This is a genomic window from Mesorhizobium newzealandense, from assembly GCF_042682145.1.
GTDB classification, from domain to species: domain Bacteria; phylum Pseudomonadota; class Alphaproteobacteria; order Rhizobiales; family Rhizobiaceae; genus Mesorhizobium; species Mesorhizobium newzealandense.
Genome location: NZ_JBHUGZ010000030.1, coordinates 243,228 through 259,859 on the forward strand (window position 1 = coordinate 243,228; position 16,632 = coordinate 259,859).

Here is a 16,632-nt window from a genome sequence, read left to right on the forward strand (position 1 = left end):
TTACTCGGCTGCGGCCTGCGCCGAATTTGAGCCGATATAGTTGCGGATCGTCTCGATGATCCGGTCCTGGTCGGCTTCGCTGAGATAGGGGTGCATCGGCAGGCACAGGATCCGCTTCGGCAGGTCCTCCGACACGGCAAGACCGGTCGGCGTGCGCGGATAGTCGCGGTAAGCGACCTGGGCATGCAGCGGCTTGACATAGTAGATGACCGACGGAATGCCCTTTTCGCCGAGATGCGCCCTCAGCCCATCACGCTTGGGTGTCTCGATCGCATACTGCGCCCAGGCAGACCGGCTGCCGTCCAGATTGCGGGCGGCGGTGACGATGTCGCCAAGCCCCTCGGCGTAGCGGTTTGCCACCACCTGACGGGCAACCATTTCGTCTTCGAGGATGGCCAGCTTCTCGATCAGGATCGCCGCCTGTATCGTGTCGAGCCTTGAATTGATGCCGACGCGGACATTGTCGTACTGCGTCTCGCCCTTGCCGTGGAAGGCGAAGGAACGCAGTTGCTCGGCCAGCGCATCGTCATTGGTGAACATCGCGCCACCGTCGCCGTAGCAGCCGAGCGGCTTTGCCGGGTAGAAGCTGGTCGAACCGACCGCGCCGAACGAGCCGCACATCTTGCCGTCGCTTGAGCCGCCCATCGACTGGGCGGCATCCTCGATCACCATCAGCCCTTCGCGGTTGGCGATCGCCATGACGGCATCGTAATCCGCGGCGAGGCCGAACAGATCGACCGGAATGATTGCCTTCGGCTTCAGCCGGCCTTCCTTCTTGATCATGGCGATGGCCGCCTCGAGGCTGGCAATGTCGATGTTGTAGGTGTGCGGGTCGACATCGACGAACACCGGCTCTGCCTTGGCCAGCGCCACCACTTCGGCAGTGGCGGCAAAAGTGAAGCTTGGCACGAACACCGCGTCACCCGGGCCGACACCGGCGGCAAACAACGGCAACAGCAGCGCATCGGTACCGTTGGCGCAGGCCACGACATGCTTGGTCCCGACATAGGCGGCGAGCTTATTCTCGAATTCGGTGACTTGCGGGCCGAGGATATAGCGGCCTTCTTCGACGACACGGTCGATCGCGGCCTTCAGCCGGTCGCGGATTCGTTCGCGCTGCGCGCCAAGATCGATGAACTGCATGTCGGCCTCAAAACGGGTTAGCCAGATAACCGGCCGCTGGTATCAGAGTTGCGCCAGCCGAGAAAGCCGCAGCAGCAAAACCGCGAATTGCCTAGGTGTCGCAGTCTGTTACCTCGGATTTCCGGCTTGATCGTGCGAGATGCCTGAAATCCGGGCTTCGGCAGCTGCCGCCATCAGTTTATATCGGATCGGCGCGGTCACGCGAAACATAAAGTGATCGACAATCCCAACGCTTCCAGTCGGTTTGCCGTCTTGTCAGGCGATTTCATGCCGCCAGGGCGGATTGGCGCCGGCCCGCGACACGGTCACGGCCGCCGCCTTGTTGCCAAGCGCCAGTGCCTTGCTGATTGCGTCCTGCGAAAGGCTGGCGATTGCCGTCTTTGTCAGCAGGCCTTGCTCCTGCAGCGAGGCGAGGATGCCGGCATTGAATGTGTCGCCGGCGCCGACCGTGTCGATCACCTTGACCTTCTCCGTCATCACCGTCACGGCGTGTTCCCTGGTGTAGCCGATGGCGCCTTCGCTGCCACGCGTGACGACGATGAGCTTCGGGCCGCGGTCGAGCCAGTTGCGGATGACATCCTCGTGCGAGCCGGCTTCGCCGAACCAGTTCAGGTCTTCGTCCGACAGTTTCACGATGTCGGCCATCGCCATCATGGCGCGGATGCGCCTGAGGTGCTTGGCCTTGTCCGGAATGAAGTTCGGCCGGATGTTGGGATCGAGCATCATGACCCGGCTTTCATGCTCGCGCTTCATGAACTCCTCATAGGCACTGCCGGCCGGCTCCGAGATCAGGCTGATGGCGCCGAACAGCATGGCTTCGATCTCGCTGCCGAGCTGCGGCAGGTCGTCGATGGTCAGCATGCGGCCGGCAGTGTTCTCGTCGTAGAATGTGTAGGTGGCCTGGCCGTTGTCCAGTTTGACGAAGGCCAGCGTGGTTGGACGTGGCGAGGTGTGCGCATAGGTGGAGCTGACCTTGCTCGCCCCAAGCGCGTCCCGGAACTGGCCACCGAACAGATCCGACGACAGGCCTGAAAAGAAGCCGGCCGGCGCGCCGAGCCGGCCAAGCGCGATGGCCGTGTTGAACACGGCGCCGCCGACATAGGGGGCAAAGGCCGGCTCGCCCGCCGTCGTGGTGCGCGGCAGCATGTCGATCAGGGCTTCGCCGCAGCAGAGGATCATGGTTTGCTGGTCTCCGGCGGATAGATCACGCCCTTGCGGATGATGATGTTGGCGTAGAGCCGCGGCTCGCTGGTCGCGACGATGGCATGCGCCGATTTGACCCGTGCATAGAAGTCGGCACCTGCCAGTGCAACCACTTTGCGGCCGGGAGCGTGTTTTGCGCATAGCGCCTCGATCTCGTGGTGCACAGGATCGGCAAGCGAGGGGTCGCCCTTGACCGAGGCACGAAACAGCGCCTCTGGTACGGCATCGTCGACCGGCAGCACGCTCAAGATCGCATCGAGCACCGGCAGCAGATGATGGCCATCGGCTCGGACGAGCCGGTTGGCCTGTTGCTCTGCCGGATAATTTCCGTCGACAAGGGCGATCTCGTCGCCATGGCCCATGGCGCGCAATATCGCCAGAAGTTCCGGACCGAGCAGTGCCGGGATTCCGATCAGCATCAGGCGCTCCTGGAAATCGTCGTCGAACCAATCAGGAAGCGTTCGGAAAGCGGCAGGCTGGCGCCGCCGAGCGCGCGGGCATGAATGCCGACGGTTCCCTCGCGAACGGCGGGAAGTTTCAGGCCTTCGCCGTCGATCGTGGCGATGGCCGCGATGACGGCGTCGACCAGCCGGCGGCGCACTGCCTTCGGCATCCATCCGTCGATCACCGCCGCTTCGAAATCGATGACCGAGGATGCGGCGACGATGGCATAGGCGAGCGCTTGCGAGGCGCTGGCGATCCAGTCATCGAGTTCGGGGCCGATCTCGCCCCAGTCCTCCGGCGATGTCCACAGATGCGACGCCTCGACGCCGCGCGCATTGAGCGCCTTTTCGAGCATGGCGATGGACGCCACGTCGATCAGCTGGGTCGGCTTGCCATCCGGCCCCGGCACGGGCATCGAGCCGAGTGCTCCGGCATTGCCGGTTGGCCCGCCAAAAAGCCGGCCATTCAGCACGATGCCGCCGCCGGCAAAGGCGCCGATGTAGAAATAGACGAAGTCACGCGCGGCACCGGTCTGGCCGAAGACGAGTTCGGCGCCGCATGCCGAAGTCGCATCGTTCTGCAGGTAGACCGGAAAATCGCACTGCGCCTGGATGTCGGCCCTGATGTCGCGGTGACGCCATTCGTCCATGGCGTCGCGCGGAGCGCCGGCTGTATCGGCCCAGTTCCACAATTCGAACGGCATGGCGATGCCGAGGCCGGCAATGCGCTTGTCCTGCGCGGGCGTCAACTCGCCGCGCATCTGCCGCATGCCGTTGCTGACGAAGTCCACCGTCTCGCGCGGCGCAGGATAACGATAGGAATGCTGCAGCATCGAGCGGACATGGCCAAGGAAGTCAATCAGCACGAGTTCGGCGCTGCGGCGGCCGATCTTCAACCCGATGAAATAGGCGCCGTCGGGATTGAGCGCCATCGGGATGGAGGGTTGGCCGATCTTGCCGCGCAACGGCGCCTGACGCAGCAGAAGGCCTTCTTCCTCCAGTTCGCGCATGATGACCGAAACCGTCTGCGCCGAAAGCCCGGTCATGCGGGCGATGTCGGACTTCGCCAGGCTGCCGTGCTGGCGCACCAGCGAGAGCACCAACCGCTCGTTGTGGTCCCGCATGCCGCTCTGGTTGGTGCCGCGGTGAATGAGACTGTCATTCACCTCGGGCGAACCGTGCCTCGCAATGGCGGTCTCCACCCTGTTCCTCCCGTCGTTTCCCCGCAATGCTTTTGGGCTAGAATGGGTGAACGAAGCAAGGCTGTCAATAATAAATAAGAGTGATTTAATTATTGACAGAGGCTTCGCTCTGGTGTCTGTTGAGGCAGCGTCCACGCTGGGAGAAATTCGTTGGATGCGCTGCAGATGCCGGTTGGCCGGCATCCGGATGGTTCCATTGGGAGGAAAATCGTGACCAATACAAAACTGTTGAAATCGACCGTATTTGCCGCTGCTGCTCTGGGTCTCATGGCGTTTGCGTCGTCCGCATCCGCGGCCGGCGTCGGCGCCTGCCTGATCACCAAGACCGACACCAACCCCTTCTTCGTCAAGATGAAGGAAGGCGCCACGGCGAAGGCCAAGGAACTCGGCGTCGACCTCAAGACCTACGCCGGCAAGATCGACGGCGATAGCGAGAGCCAGGTGGCGGCGATCGAAAGCTGCATCGCCGACGGCGCCAAGGGCATCCTGATCACTGCATCCGACACCAAGGGCATCGTGCCGACGGTGAAGAAGGCGCGTGATGCCGGGCTGCTGGTGATCGCGCTCGACACGCCGCTCGATCCGATTGACGCCGCCGATGCGACCTTCGCCACGGACAACCTCGAAGCCGGCAAGCTGATCGGCGCCTGGGCCGCCGCCACGCTCGGCGACAAGGCCAAGGACGCCAAGATCGGCTTCCTCGACCTGACGCCGTCGCAGCCGACCGTGGACGTGCTGCGCGACCAGGGCTTCATGATGGGCTACGGCATCGACGTGAAGGATCCCAACAAGATCGGTGACGAGACCGATCCGCGCATCGTCGGCCACGACGTCACCAACGGCAACGAGGAGGGCGGCCGCAAGGCGATGGAAAACCTTCTGCAGAAGGACAACACCATCAACGTCATCCACACCATCAACGAGCCCGCCGCTGTCGGCGCCTACCAGGCGCTCAAGGCTGTCGGCCTCGAAAAACAGGTGCTGATCGTCTCCGTCGATGGTGGTTGCCCAGGCGTGAAGTCGGTGACCGAAGGTGTCATCGGTGCAACATCGCAGCAATATCCGCTGCAGATGGCTGCGCTCGGCATCGAGGCGATCGCTGCTTTCGCCAAGGACGGAACCAAGCCGAAGCCGACCGAAGGCAAGAATTTCTTCGATACCGGCGTCAACCTCGTGACCGACAAACCGGCCACCGGCGTGAAGTCCATCGACACCAAGGAAGGCCTCGCCAAGTGCTGGGGCTGATGCCGGTCTGACAGGCATCTACGGAACCTGAGCGGTTGGGGCTTGATCCCCGACCGCTTCGGGTGGACGATGGGTCGCGTGACCGCGAACAATCCCGGCAGCAGACCGGAAAGGCGTGGACGGCGTCAGCGTTTGGCTGAAGTCTACGGGGAGGAAACATGGCTCAAGCTCAGGAATTCGAAAAGGTTCTCTCGGCCAGCGATACAAGCGTTGCCGCGTTCGACGAGCACAAATCGGCCGTCAAGCGCATCCAGCATTTCCTGCATTCAACGCCGGCCGCGGTGCCGCTGATCGTGCTGGTTCTGGCGATCATCGTCTTCGGCATCACCATCGGCGGGCGATTCTTTTCGTCCTACACGCTGACACTGATCCTGCAGCAGATCGCCATCGTCGGCATTCTGGGCGCTGCCCAGACGCTGGTCATCCTGACTGCCGGCATCGACCTGTCGATTGGCGTGATCATGGTGATTTCAGCCGTGATCATGGGCAATTGCGCGGTCAACTACGGTATGCCGGCCATTCTCGCCGTGGCGATCGGGCTTGCCGCCGGCGCGGCCTGCGGGCTGCTTAACGGCGTGCTGGTCGCCTACATGAAACTGCCGCCCTTCATCGTGACGCTTGGCACCTGGAACATCGTCATGGCCACGAACTTCATCTATTCGGCCAATGAGACGATCCGCGACACCGACGTCGACACCCAGGCGCCGCTGCTGCATCTCTTTGCAATGAGCTTCAAGGTCGGCACGGCGGTGCTGACGCTCGGCGTCATTGCCACGGTCGTGCTCGTCTTGATCCTGTGGTACGTGCTCAATCACACGGCATGGGGCCGCCATGTCTACGCCGTTGGCGACGATCAGGAGGCGGCGAAGCTGTCGGGCATCCAGACCAAGAAGGTGCTGATGACGGTCTACACCCTTGCCGGGCTGATCGCCGCCTTCGCTGCCTGGGTCTCCGTCGGCCGCAACGGCTCGATCTCACCGTCAGCCGCCGTCACCGACTACAATCTCCAGGCGATCACCGCGACGGTGATCGGCGGTATTTCTCTGTTCGGCGGACGCGGCTCGATCTTGGGCACGCTGTTTGGGGCGATGATCGTCGGCGTCGTCTCCATGGGTCTCAACATGCTGGGCGCCGACCCGCAATGGAAGGTGCTGCTCACCGGTGTGCTGATCATCGGCGCCGTGGCGATCGACCAATGGATCAGAAAGGTTTCGGCATAGTCATGACCCAGGAACCCATCCTTACCGCGCGCGGTCTGATCAAGCGCTATGGCCGCGTCACCGCTCTCGACAATGCCGACTTCGATCTTTATCCGGGCGAAATCCTTGCCGTCATCGGCGACAACGGCGCCGGCAAGTCGTCGCTCATAAAGGCGATTTCGGGTGCAGCCGCGCCCGACGAAGGCGAGATCCGCCTTGAAGGCAAACCTGTCTCCTTCAAATCGCCGATGGAGGCCCGCGAAGCCGGCATCGAAACCGTCTACCAGAACCTGGCGCTGTCGCCGGCACTGTCGATTGCCGACAACATGTTCCTCGGCCGCGAGATCCGCAAACCCGGCTTCCTCGGCCAATGGCTGCGCATGCTCGACCGTCCGGCGATGGAAAAGCGTGCCCGCGACAAGCTCACCGAACTTGGCCTGATGACCATCCAGAACATCAGCCAGGCGGTGGAAACGCTCTCGGGCGGCCAGCGCCAGGGCGTGGCCGTGGCGCGCGCCGCCGCCTTCGGCAGTCGCGTGGTGATCATGGACGAACCGACTGCCGCCCTTGGCGTCAAGGAGAGCCGCCGCGTGCTCGAACTGATCCTCGACGTCAAGAAGCGCGGCCTGCCGATCGTGCTCATCTCGCACAACATGCCGCATGTTTTCGAGGTCGCCGACCGCATTCACATCCATCGGCTGGGCCGTCGCCTCTGCGTCATCGATCCCAAGCAATATACGATGTCGGATGCCGTGGCCTTCATGACGGGAGCCAAGGTTCCGCCGGAGGCGGCACTGGCGGCCTGAACTGTCAAATTGCCGCAGGGTAACTCCGCGCGGGTTCATCTAAATCGATTGAACATGTGGGAGTATCGGCTAGCATGGGCTGGGAGGAACGATGAAAGCCGGTATGATCATGGCAACCGCACGAGAGGCAGCATGACGCGCGCTATGACATCCGAACCCCTCCCGCCACTGCTCAAAAATCCTGACCCGGAGACGCTCGCAAGGGAAGTCTTGATGGCCCTCAAATACAGGGTCGGCAAGGATACCACCGTCGCGACCCAGTACGACTGGCTCACCGCCTCGATCAAGGTCGTGCGCGACCGCATTGTCGATCACTGGATGCAGGCGACGAAAGAGGCCTACGACCAGAAGGAAAAGCGCGTCTACTATCTGTCGCTGGAGTTCCTCATCGGCCGTCTGATGCGCGACGCATTCTCCAATCTCGGCCTGATGGACAATATGCGCGAAGCCTTGTCCTCGCTGGGCGTCGATCTCGACCTCATCGCCGCACTTGAGCCGGATGCCGCACTTGGCAATGGCGGCCTCGGCCGTCTCGCGGCCTGCTTCATGGAAAGCATGGCGACCGTCGATATTCCCGCGCATGGCTACGGCATCCGCTACGCCAATGGCATGTTCCGCCAGGAGATTCACGACGGCTGGCAGGTCGAACTGCCCGAGACCTGGCTCGATCACGGCAACCCCTGGGAGTTCGAACGGCGCGAACGCTCCTTCGAGGTCGGGTTCGGCGGTTCGGTGGAATCGGTCACCTCGAAGGACGGCCGGCTCGAGCGCCATGTCTGGAAGCCGACCGAGCATGTTCTGGCCGTCGCCTATGACACGCCCGTCGTCGGCTGGCGGGCCAACCGCGTCAACACGCTGCGGCTGTGGTCGGGCATGCCGGTCGATCCGATCCTGCTCGACAAGTTCAATGCCGGCGACCATATCGGCGCTCTTGCCGAAAGCAATAAGGCCGATGCCCTGTCACGCGTGCTCTATCCCGCGGATTCGCACAAGGCTGGGCAGGAGCTGCGGCTCAGGCAAGAGTACTTCTTCTCGACCGCCTCGCTGCAGGACATCGTCCAGCGCCATCTCAGCCAGTATGGCGATCTGAAGTCGCTGCCCGACAAGGCTGCGATCCATCTCAATGACACCCATCCGGCCATCGCTGTGCCCGAGTTGATGCGCCTGTTGATGGATGTCCACGGTATGGATTTCGACCTTGCCTGGAGCATCACCAAGCGCACCTTCGGCTACACCAACCACACGCTGCTTCCCGAAGCGCTGGAAAGCTGGCCGGTGCCGCTGTTCGAGCGGCTGCTGCCGCGCCACATGCAGATCGTCTACGCCATCAATGCCGAAGTTCTTCTGGAGGCGCGCGCCTCCGACCAGTTCTCGGACGAGCAGATCAGCCGCATCTCGCTGATCCAGGAAAATGGCGACCGCCGGGTGCGCATGGGCAATCTGGCCTTTGTCGGCTCGCATTCCATCAATGGCGTTTCGGCTCTTCACACCGACCTGATGAAGGAGACGGTGTTCGCCGACCTGCACAAGCTCTATCCCGATCGCATCAACAACAAGACCAACGGCATCACGCCGCGGCGCTGGCTGATCCAGTGCAATCCCGGGCTGACGTCGCTCGCCCGCGAGGCGATCGGCGACCGCTTTCTCGATGACATCGACGCCATCAAGGATCTTGATGCCTTCGCCGACGATGCAGCCTTTCGCGACAAGTTCGCCGCCGTCAAACGCGCCAACAAGACGCGGCTGGCCAATCTCGTCGCCGACCGGCTCGGCATCAAGGTCGATCCCTCGGCGCTGTTTGATATCCAGATCAAGCGCATCCACGAATACAAGCGCCAGCTCCTGAACATCCTCGAAGCGATCGCGCTCTACGACCAGATTCGCTCGCACCCGGAACGCGAGTGGATGCCACGCGTGAAATTCTTCGGCGGCAAGGCGGCGCCCAGCTACCACAACGCCAAGCTGATCATCAAACTCGCCAACGACGTCGCCAAGGTCATCAACCGCGACCCGGCCGTGCGCGGTTTGCTGAAGGTGGTGTTCGTGCCGAACTACAATGTCAGCCTGGCCGAGATCATGATGCCGGCTGCCGACCTGTCCGAGCAGATCTCGACCGCCGGCATGGAGGCGTCGGGCACCGGCAACATGAAGTTCGCGCTGAATGGCGCGCTGACCATCGGCACGCTCGACGGCGCCAATGTCGAGATCAAGGAGTGTGTCGGCGATGACAACATCTTCATCTTCGGCCTCACCACCGCCGAGGTCGCCGAGCGGCGCAACAATGGCTACAACCCGCGCGCCGTCATCGAGGCTTCACCGGAACTGTCGCAGGCGGTGGCTGCCGTTTCGTCTGGCGTCTTCTCGCCGGACGATCCGGAGCGTTACCGCGAGTTGATCAACGGTCTCTACACCAGCGACTGGTTCATGGTCGCCGCCGATTTCGATGCCTACGCCGCCGCGCAGCGCGAAGTCGACGCTGTCTGGCGCAACAGTCCCGACTGGTACGCCAGGGCAATCCGCAACGTTGCGCGTGTCGGCTGGTTCTCCTCCGATCGCACGATCCGCCAATATGCGAAAGAAATCTGGAACGTGCCCGTCTGATGTGATTGCATGAGGCCGCGAACAATGTGGTCCAGGTTCATGTCGCCCAAAAGTGTGTAGCGGTTTTGGGACAACGACATGAACAAAACAAAGAGTCGTGCCCGGGGAGGGACACTGCCTGATGAAGAAGCCGCGCGCGACCGCTGCAACAAGCGGGCCGGACGGACTGGCGACAGCCGGCGATGTCGCGGCGATTGTTGCAGGCACGCATGGCGATCCGTTCGCGGTCCTTGGCGTCCATGAGGTCGGCAAGAGCCTGTTTGCCCGCTGCTTTGTCCCGCATGCGGAGTTCGTCACCGCCTACACGCTGACCGGCATCATCGCCGGAGAACTGTCCAGGCGCGACGACCGTGGCTTTTTCGAAGGCAAGCTCTCGATCAGGAAGCGGCAGCCGCTGCGCTATCATGCGCGCAATGCCGGCGGCGACTGGTGGCTGACCGATCCCTATTCGTTCGGTCCGGTGCTTGGCCCGATGGACGACTATTACATCGCCCAAGGCTCGCACCTCAGGCTGTTCGATAAGCTCGGCGCCCATGTTATCGAGCACGAGGGCGCTACGGGCGTGCATTTTGCTGTCTGGGCCCCCAATGCACGGCGCGTCTCGGTGGTCGGCGACTTCAATGAATGGGACGGTCGCAGGCACACGATGCGCGATCGCCGCGACACCGGCATCTGGGAACTGTTCGTGCCCGACATCGGCGCCGGACGGCCCTACAAATACGAGATCATCGGCCCCGACGGTGTCAGGCTGCCGCTGAAGGCCGACCCGTTCGCCTTCAAATCTGAATTGCGCCCGGCCACCGCTTCGGTCGTTGCCGTGCCGCCGGCGCATGAGTGGGGCGATGAGGCGCACCGCAATTTCTGGCGCAATGCCGATCACCGGCGCGAAGCCATCTCGGTCTACGAGGTCCATGCCGGTTCCTGGCAGCTTCGCGATGACGGGACCTTCCTGTCATGGGACGAGCTGGCCGACCGGCTAATCCCCTATGTCGTCGAGACGGGCTTCACTCATATCGAATTCATGCCGATCTCCGAACACCCCTATGACCCGTCCTGGGGCTATCAGACGACTGGACTCTACGCGCCGTCGGCCCGCTTCGGCGATCCGGACGGCTTTGCTCGTTTCGTCGATGGCGCCCACCGCGCCGGCGTCGGTGTCATTCTCGACTGGGTACCGGCGCATTTTCCGGTCGACGCGCATGGTCTGGCCAATTTCGACGGTACCGCACTTTATGAGCATGCCGATCCGCGCAAGGGTTTTCATCCCGACTGGAACACCGCGATCTACAATTTCGGCCGCCGCGAGGTGGTGTCGTTCCTCGTCAACAATGCGTTGTTCTGGGCCGAGAAATATCATGTCGACGGTTTGCGCGTCGATGCGGTCGCCTCGATGCTCTACCTCGACTATTCGCGCAAGCAGGGCGAATGGATCCCCAACGAAAAGGGTGGTCGCGAAAACCTCGAGGCGGTCAGCTTCCTGCAGAAGATGAACAAGGAGGTCTACGGCCACCATCCGGGCGTGATGACCATCGCCGAGGAATCGACCTCATGGCCGAAGGTCTCGGCACCGGTGCATGAAGGCGGGCTGGGCTTCGGCTTCAAGTGGAACATGGGCTTCATGCACGACACGCTGGAGTATTTCTCCAAGGAGCCGATCTTTCGCAAGCACCACCACAACGATCTCACCTTCGGCCTGACCTACGCCTTCTCAGAGAATTTCGTGCTGCCGCTCTCGCATGACGAGGTCGTGCACGGCAAAGGCACGCTGCTTGGCAAGATGGCCGGCGACGACTGGCAGAAATTCGCGACCTTGCGGGCCTATTACGCCTTCATGTGGGGGTATCCTGGCAAGAAGCTGCTGTTCATGGGGCAGGAGTTCGCGCAGCGTCGCGAATGGAGCGAAGCACGCGCTCTCGACTGGAACCTGCTTGAGTTCCGCCCGCATCGCGGCGTCTGGCAGACGGTGCGCGATCTCAACTATCTCTACCGTTCGCGCCCGGCGCTGCATGGCCGCGATTGCGAACCGGAAGGGTTTTCCTGGCTGATCGTCGATGACAGCCAGAATTCGGTTTTTGCCTGGCTGCGCAGCGCGCCGGGCGGCAGCCCGGTGGCCGTCATCTCAAATTTCACGCCGGTGCCACGCGACAATTATCGCGTGCCGTTGCCGAAGGCCGGAAACTGGCGCGAAATCATCAACACCGACGCTTCGGAATATGGCGGTTCCGGCAAGGGCAATGGCGGCCTGGTCGAGGCGCGGGCGGAGGGAGGAAGCATCTTCGCGACAATGCTTTTGCCGCCGCTGTCGACGATCATGCTCGAGCTTGTCGCAGACTGAGTAACTTGGGAGGGTAGAAATGGCAGACTTGAAACGGACCCAGCCGCTGGCGCGCGATGCCATGGCCTATGTATTGGCCGGCGGCCGTGGCAGCCGCCTCAAGGAACTGACCGACCGGCGCGCCAAGCCGGCCGTCTATTTCGGCGGCAAGACGCGCATCATCGACTTCGCGCTCTCCAACGCGCTCAATTCGGGCATTCGCCGCCTCGGCGTCGCCACCCAGTACAAGGCGCATTCGCTGATCCGCCATCTGCAGCGCGGCTGGAACTTCCTGCGGCCCGAGCGAAACGAGAGTTTCGACATCCTGCCGGCCAGCCAGCGCGTCTCGGAAACGCAGTGGTATGAAGGCACGGCCGACGCGGTCTACCAGAACATCGACATCATCGAGGCCTATGGGCCCGAATACATGGTCATCCTCGCTGGCGACCACATCTACAAGATGGACTACGAGCTGATGCTTCGCCAGCACGTCGACGCCAATGCCGACGTCACCGTCGGCTGCCTCGAAGTGCCGCGCATGGAGGCCACCGGCTTCGGTGTCATGCATGTCGATGCCAAGGACAACATCATCGCCTTCGTCGAAAAGCCCGCCGATCCGCCTGGCATTCCCGACAAGCCGGAGTTCGCCCTGGCCTCGATGGGCATCTATGTGTTCAAGACCAAGTTCCTGATGGAGCAACTGCGCCGCGACGCCGCCGAGCCGGGCTCGAGCCGCGACTTCGGCAAGGACATCATTCCCTATATCGTCCAGCACGGTAAGGCGATCGCCCACCGCTTCGCCAAGTCCTGCGTGCGCTCGACCGCCGAGAACGAAGCCTACTGGCGCGATGTCGGTACGGTCGACGCCTATTGGGAAGCCAATATCGATCTCACCGATATCACGCCGGAACTCGACCTCTACGACCGCGACTGGCCGATCTGGACCTATGCCGAATTGAAGCCGCCGGCAAAGTTCGTCCATGACGAGGATGGCCGCCGTGGCTCCGCCGTCTCCTCGCTTGTCTCGGGCGACTGCATCGTCTCGGGCGCCTCGCTGAAAAGAAGCCTGATCTTCACCGGCGCGCGCATCAATTCCTATTCGACGCTGGAAGAAGTCGTCATGCTGCCCGACGTTCATGTCGGCCGGAACGCAAAGTTGAAGCGCGTCGTCATCGACCACGGTGTTAGGATACCGGAAGGGCTGGTGGTTGGCGAAGACCCCGTCCTCGACGCCAAGCGTTTCCGCGTTTCCGAAAAGGGCATCTGCCTGGTCACACAGGACATGATCGACAAGCTGAAGCTTTAGAGCAATTCCAGGAAAAGCGTGAAACGGTTTTCCGTCCGGAATTGTGTCAACAAAGAACTCTAGAACGGACAGGATCGGATTGTAGGCGCATGCAGGTTCTGTCGGTCACGCCCGAGATCTTTCCGCTGATCAAGACCGGCGGGCTTGCCGACGTGACCGGCGCGCTGCCCATTGCGCTGGCGGCCAAGGGCGTGACCATGCGCACGCTCATCCCCGGCTTTCCGACCGTGATGGCCGCCTTCAAGAAAAAGAGGGCGGTTCTGCAATACCCTTTGCTGCAGGGCGGCAAGGCTTCCGTCCATTCTGTCAAACTCGCCGGGCTCGAACTCTTCGTCCTCGACGCGCCGCATCTGTTCGACCGTCCCGGCGGCCCCTATGGCAACGCGACCGGCGTCGACTGGCCGGACAATTGGCGGCGCTTCGCCGCGCTGAGCCAGGTCGGCGGCGACATCGCCGGCGGTGCCATCTCGGGTTATCAGCCCGACATCGTCCATGCCCATGACTGGCAGTCGGCGATGACCCTGGCCTATATGCGCTACGGCAAGGCGGTCGGCGTGCCGTCGATGATGACAGTCCACAACCTCGCCTTCCAGGGCCAGTTCGGCGCCGGCATCTTCGGCGAGCTTGGCTTGCCGGCGGTGGCGATGGCGCTCGACGGCGTCGAATATTATGGCGGTGTCGGCTTCCTCAAGGCCGGCCTGCAGGCGGCCTGGGCTATCACCACCGTCAGCCCGACCTACGCGCAGGAGATCCGATCGGCGGAATTCGGCATGGGCCTCGACGGCCTCATCAACATGCGCTCCAGCGATCTCTATGGCATCGTCAACGGCATCGACACCGGCATCTGGGATCCGGAAACCGACAAGCATCTGGTCTCCGCCTACACGGCCGGGACCCTGAAGGCGCGCGCGCCCAACCGGGCCGCCGTCGAGGACCGCTTCAGCCTCGATCGCGACGACAGCCCGATCGTCTGCGTCGTCAGCCGCCTGACCTGGCAGAAGGGCATGGACATACTGGCGCTGGTGATCGACGGCATCGTCGCCACGGGCGCGCGCCTGGCCATCCTGGGCTCGGGCGATGCCGGCCTCGAAGGCGCGCTGCTTGCCGCCGCGGCCAGGCATCGCGGCCGCATCGGCGTCGTCGTCGGTTACGACGAGGGGCTCTCGCACATCATGCAAGGCGGTTGCGACGCCATCGTGGTTCCCTCGCGCTTCGAGCCCTGCGGACTGACGCAGCTTTACGGCCTCCGCTATGGCTGCGTGCCAGTGGTCGCCCGCACCGGCGGCCTGGCCGATACCGTCATCGACGCCAACGAGGCTGCCGTCTCGGCCGGCGTCGCGACCGGCTTCCAGTTCGCGCCCAACAATGGCGGCGCCTTGCTGCACGCCATGCGCCGCCTCGTCGACGCCCATGCCAGTCCGGCGGTCTGGGAATCGTTGCAGCGCCAGGGCATGAAAGCCGATGTGTCGTGGGACAAGAGTGCCGAAAAATACGTTGAACTCTATCGCTCGCTGCTTTCGAAAAGGGTTGCCTGAAGCATGATACGGACCGTCCCCACAAAGCCCTATTCCGATCAGAAACCCGGCACGTCGGGCCTGCGCAAGAAGGTACCGGTGTTCCAGCAGGAGCACTACGCCGAGAACTTCATCCAGTCGATCTTCAACGCGCTGGACGGGTTCGAGGGCAAGACCCTGGTGATCGGCGGCGACGGCCGCTTCTACAACCGCGAGGTCATCCAGAAGGCGATCGCCATGGCCGCGGCTAACGGCTTCGGCAAGGTGATGGTCGGGCAGGGCGGCATCCTGTCGACGCCGGCCGCCTCGCATGTCATCCGCAAATACAAGACCTTTGGCGGCATCATCCTGTCGGCAAGCCACAATCCGGGCGGCCCGCACGAGGATTTCGGCATCAAGTACAATGCCGGCAATGGCGGTCCTGCGCCGGAAAAGCTGACCGACGCGATCTTCGAAAAGACCAAGACGATTGCGAACTTCAAGACCACTGACATCGCAGCGATAGACATCGACACGATCGGCACGGTCGAGGCCGGCGGCATGACGGTCGAGATCATCGATCCGGTCGCCGATTATGCCGAACTGATGGAAAGCCTGTTCGATTTCGACGCCATCCGCGCCAATTTCAAATACGGCTTTCGCATGCGCTTCGACGCCATGCATGCGGTGACCGGCCCCTACGCCAAGGAGATCCTCGAAAACCGGCTTGGCGCGCCCAACGGCACCTGCCGCAATTTCAAGCCGCTGCCGGATTTCGGCGGCCACCATCCGGACCCGAACCTCGTCCATGCCAAGCATCTCTATGACGAGATGATGGGCCCGGATGCACCGGACTTCGGCGCCGCCTCCGACGGCGACGGCGACCGCAACCTGATCATCGGCAAGGGTATCTTTGTCACCCCGTCGGATTCGGTCGCCATGCTTGCCGCCAACGCCCGCCTGGCGCCCGGCTACAAGGAAGGCCTGAAGGGCATCGCCCGCTCGATGCCGACCAGTGGCGCGGCGGACCGTGTCGCTGAAAAGCTCGGCATCGGCATCTATGAAACGCCAACCGGCTGGAAGTTCTTCGGCAACCTGCTCGACGCCGACATGGCGACGATCTGCGGCGAGGAAAGTGCGGGAACCGGCTCCAACCACGTCCGCGAAAAGGACGGCCTGTGGGCAGTGCTGCTGTGGCTCAACATCCTCGCCGCGCGCGGTGAAAGCTGCAAGCAGATCGTCACCGAGCATTGGTCGACCTATGGCCGCAATTACTATTCGCGGCACGACTATGAGGAGGTCGAGAGTGACCGCGCCAATGCGCTGGTCGACGAACTCCGCGCCAAGCTTGGCGCGCTGCCAGGCACCAGCGTGCGCGGCATGACCATCGCCAGTGCCGATGACTTCGCCTATCACGATCCGGTCGATGGTTCGACCAGCGAACGCCAGGGCATCAGGGTGTTGTTCGAAGGCGGCTCGCGCGTCGTCTTCAGGCTTTCGGGCACCGGCACGTCGGGGGCGACGCTGCGCGTCTACATCGAACGCTACGAGCCGGACAAGTCGAGGCACGATCTCGACACCCAGGTCGCCCTTGCCGATCTGATATCGGCGGCCGATGATATTGCCGGGATTCGCAGCCATACCGGCCGCGCCAAGCCGAGTGTCATCACTTAATGA

Annotated in this window: 12 protein-coding genes; 8 read left to right on the top strand and 4 right to left on the bottom strand. The window is 62.8% G+C overall.

The window, feature by feature from the left end; genetic code table 11:
- The 4 genes from ACFSOZ_RS35250 to ACFSOZ_RS35265 all read right to left on the bottom strand — a co-directional run bounded on the left by ACFSOZ_RS35250 (position 1) and on the right by ACFSOZ_RS35265 (position 3,991).
- On the bottom strand, positions 1-1,143 hold the full coding sequence (locus ACFSOZ_RS35250) for a DegT/DnrJ/EryC1/StrS family aminotransferase (RefSeq protein ID WP_379105887.1): 1,143 nt from the start codon (positions 1,141-1,143) through the stop codon (positions 1-3).
- A gap of 255 nt (positions 1,144-1,398) precedes the next feature.
- Positions 1,399-2,322: a carbohydrate kinase family protein gene (locus ACFSOZ_RS35255; RefSeq protein WP_379105889.1), complete on the bottom strand. Its 924-nt coding sequence runs from the start codon at positions 2,320-2,322 to the stop codon at positions 1,399-1,401.
- Positions 2,319-2,765, bottom strand: coding sequence for an RbsD/FucU family protein (locus ACFSOZ_RS35260; protein ID WP_379105891.1), 447 nt, complete (start codon positions 2,763-2,765; stop codon positions 2,319-2,321). The genes ACFSOZ_RS35255 and ACFSOZ_RS35260 overlap by 4 nt, the downstream gene beginning before the upstream one ends.
- Positions 2,765-3,991, bottom strand: coding sequence for an ROK family transcriptional regulator (locus tag ACFSOZ_RS35265; RefSeq protein ID WP_379105892.1), 1,227 nt, complete (start codon positions 3,989-3,991; stop codon positions 2,765-2,767). Before ACFSOZ_RS35265 ends, ACFSOZ_RS35260 begins: the two co-directional genes overlap by 1 nt.
- 267 nt (positions 3,992-4,258) lie before the next feature.
- Between ACFSOZ_RS35265 and ACFSOZ_RS35270 the strand changes: the two genes are divergently transcribed.
- The 8 genes from ACFSOZ_RS35270 to ACFSOZ_RS35305 all read left to right on the top strand — a co-directional run bounded on the left by ACFSOZ_RS35270 (position 4,259) and on the right by ACFSOZ_RS35305 (position 16,629).
- On the top strand, positions 4,259-5,236 hold the full coding sequence (locus tag ACFSOZ_RS35270) for a sugar ABC transporter substrate-binding protein (protein WP_379106630.1): 978 nt from the start codon (positions 4,259-4,261) through the stop codon (positions 5,234-5,236).
- Between the two features lie 158 nt (positions 5,237-5,394).
- Positions 5,395-6,456 (top strand): ABC transporter permease, encoded by a 1,062-nt coding sequence (locus ACFSOZ_RS35275; RefSeq protein ID WP_379105894.1) that lies wholly within the window; start codon positions 5,395-5,397, stop codon positions 6,454-6,456.
- Between the two features lie 2 nt (positions 6,457-6,458).
- Positions 6,459-7,241 (top strand): ATP-binding cassette domain-containing protein, encoded by a 783-nt coding sequence (locus ACFSOZ_RS35280; protein ID WP_379105896.1) that lies wholly within the window; start codon positions 6,459-6,461, stop codon positions 7,239-7,241.
- A 132-nt stretch (positions 7,242-7,373) separates the two neighbouring features.
- Positions 7,374-9,842, top strand: a complete 2,469-nt coding sequence (locus ACFSOZ_RS35285; protein WP_379105898.1) for a glycogen/starch/alpha-glucan phosphorylase — start codon at positions 7,374-7,376, stop codon at positions 9,840-9,842.
- Positions 9,843-9,963: 121 nt separating this feature from the next.
- Positions 9,964-12,177: a 1,4-alpha-glucan branching protein GlgB gene (gene glgB / locus ACFSOZ_RS35290; protein WP_379105900.1), complete on the top strand. Its 2,214-nt coding sequence runs from the start codon at positions 9,964-9,966 to the stop codon at positions 12,175-12,177.
- Positions 12,178-12,196: 19 nt separating this feature from the next.
- Entirely contained in the window at positions 12,197-13,462 is a 1,266-nt protein-coding gene (gene glgC / locus ACFSOZ_RS35295; RefSeq protein ID WP_379105902.1) for a glucose-1-phosphate adenylyltransferase, read from the top strand.
- A gap of 89 nt (positions 13,463-13,551) precedes the next feature.
- Positions 13,552-14,997 carry a glycogen synthase GlgA gene (gene glgA, locus ACFSOZ_RS35300; protein WP_379105904.1) on the top strand — a complete coding sequence of 482 codons (1,446 nt, stop codon included), beginning with the start codon at positions 13,552-13,554 and terminating at the stop codon, positions 14,995-14,997.
- A gap of 3 nt (positions 14,998-15,000) precedes the next feature.
- A complete protein-coding gene (locus ACFSOZ_RS35305; protein WP_379105906.1) occupies positions 15,001-16,629 on the top strand; it encodes an alpha-D-glucose phosphate-specific phosphoglucomutase in 1,629 nt (542 codons plus the stop codon).
- The last annotated feature ends 3 nt before the right edge of the window (positions 16,630-16,632 follow it).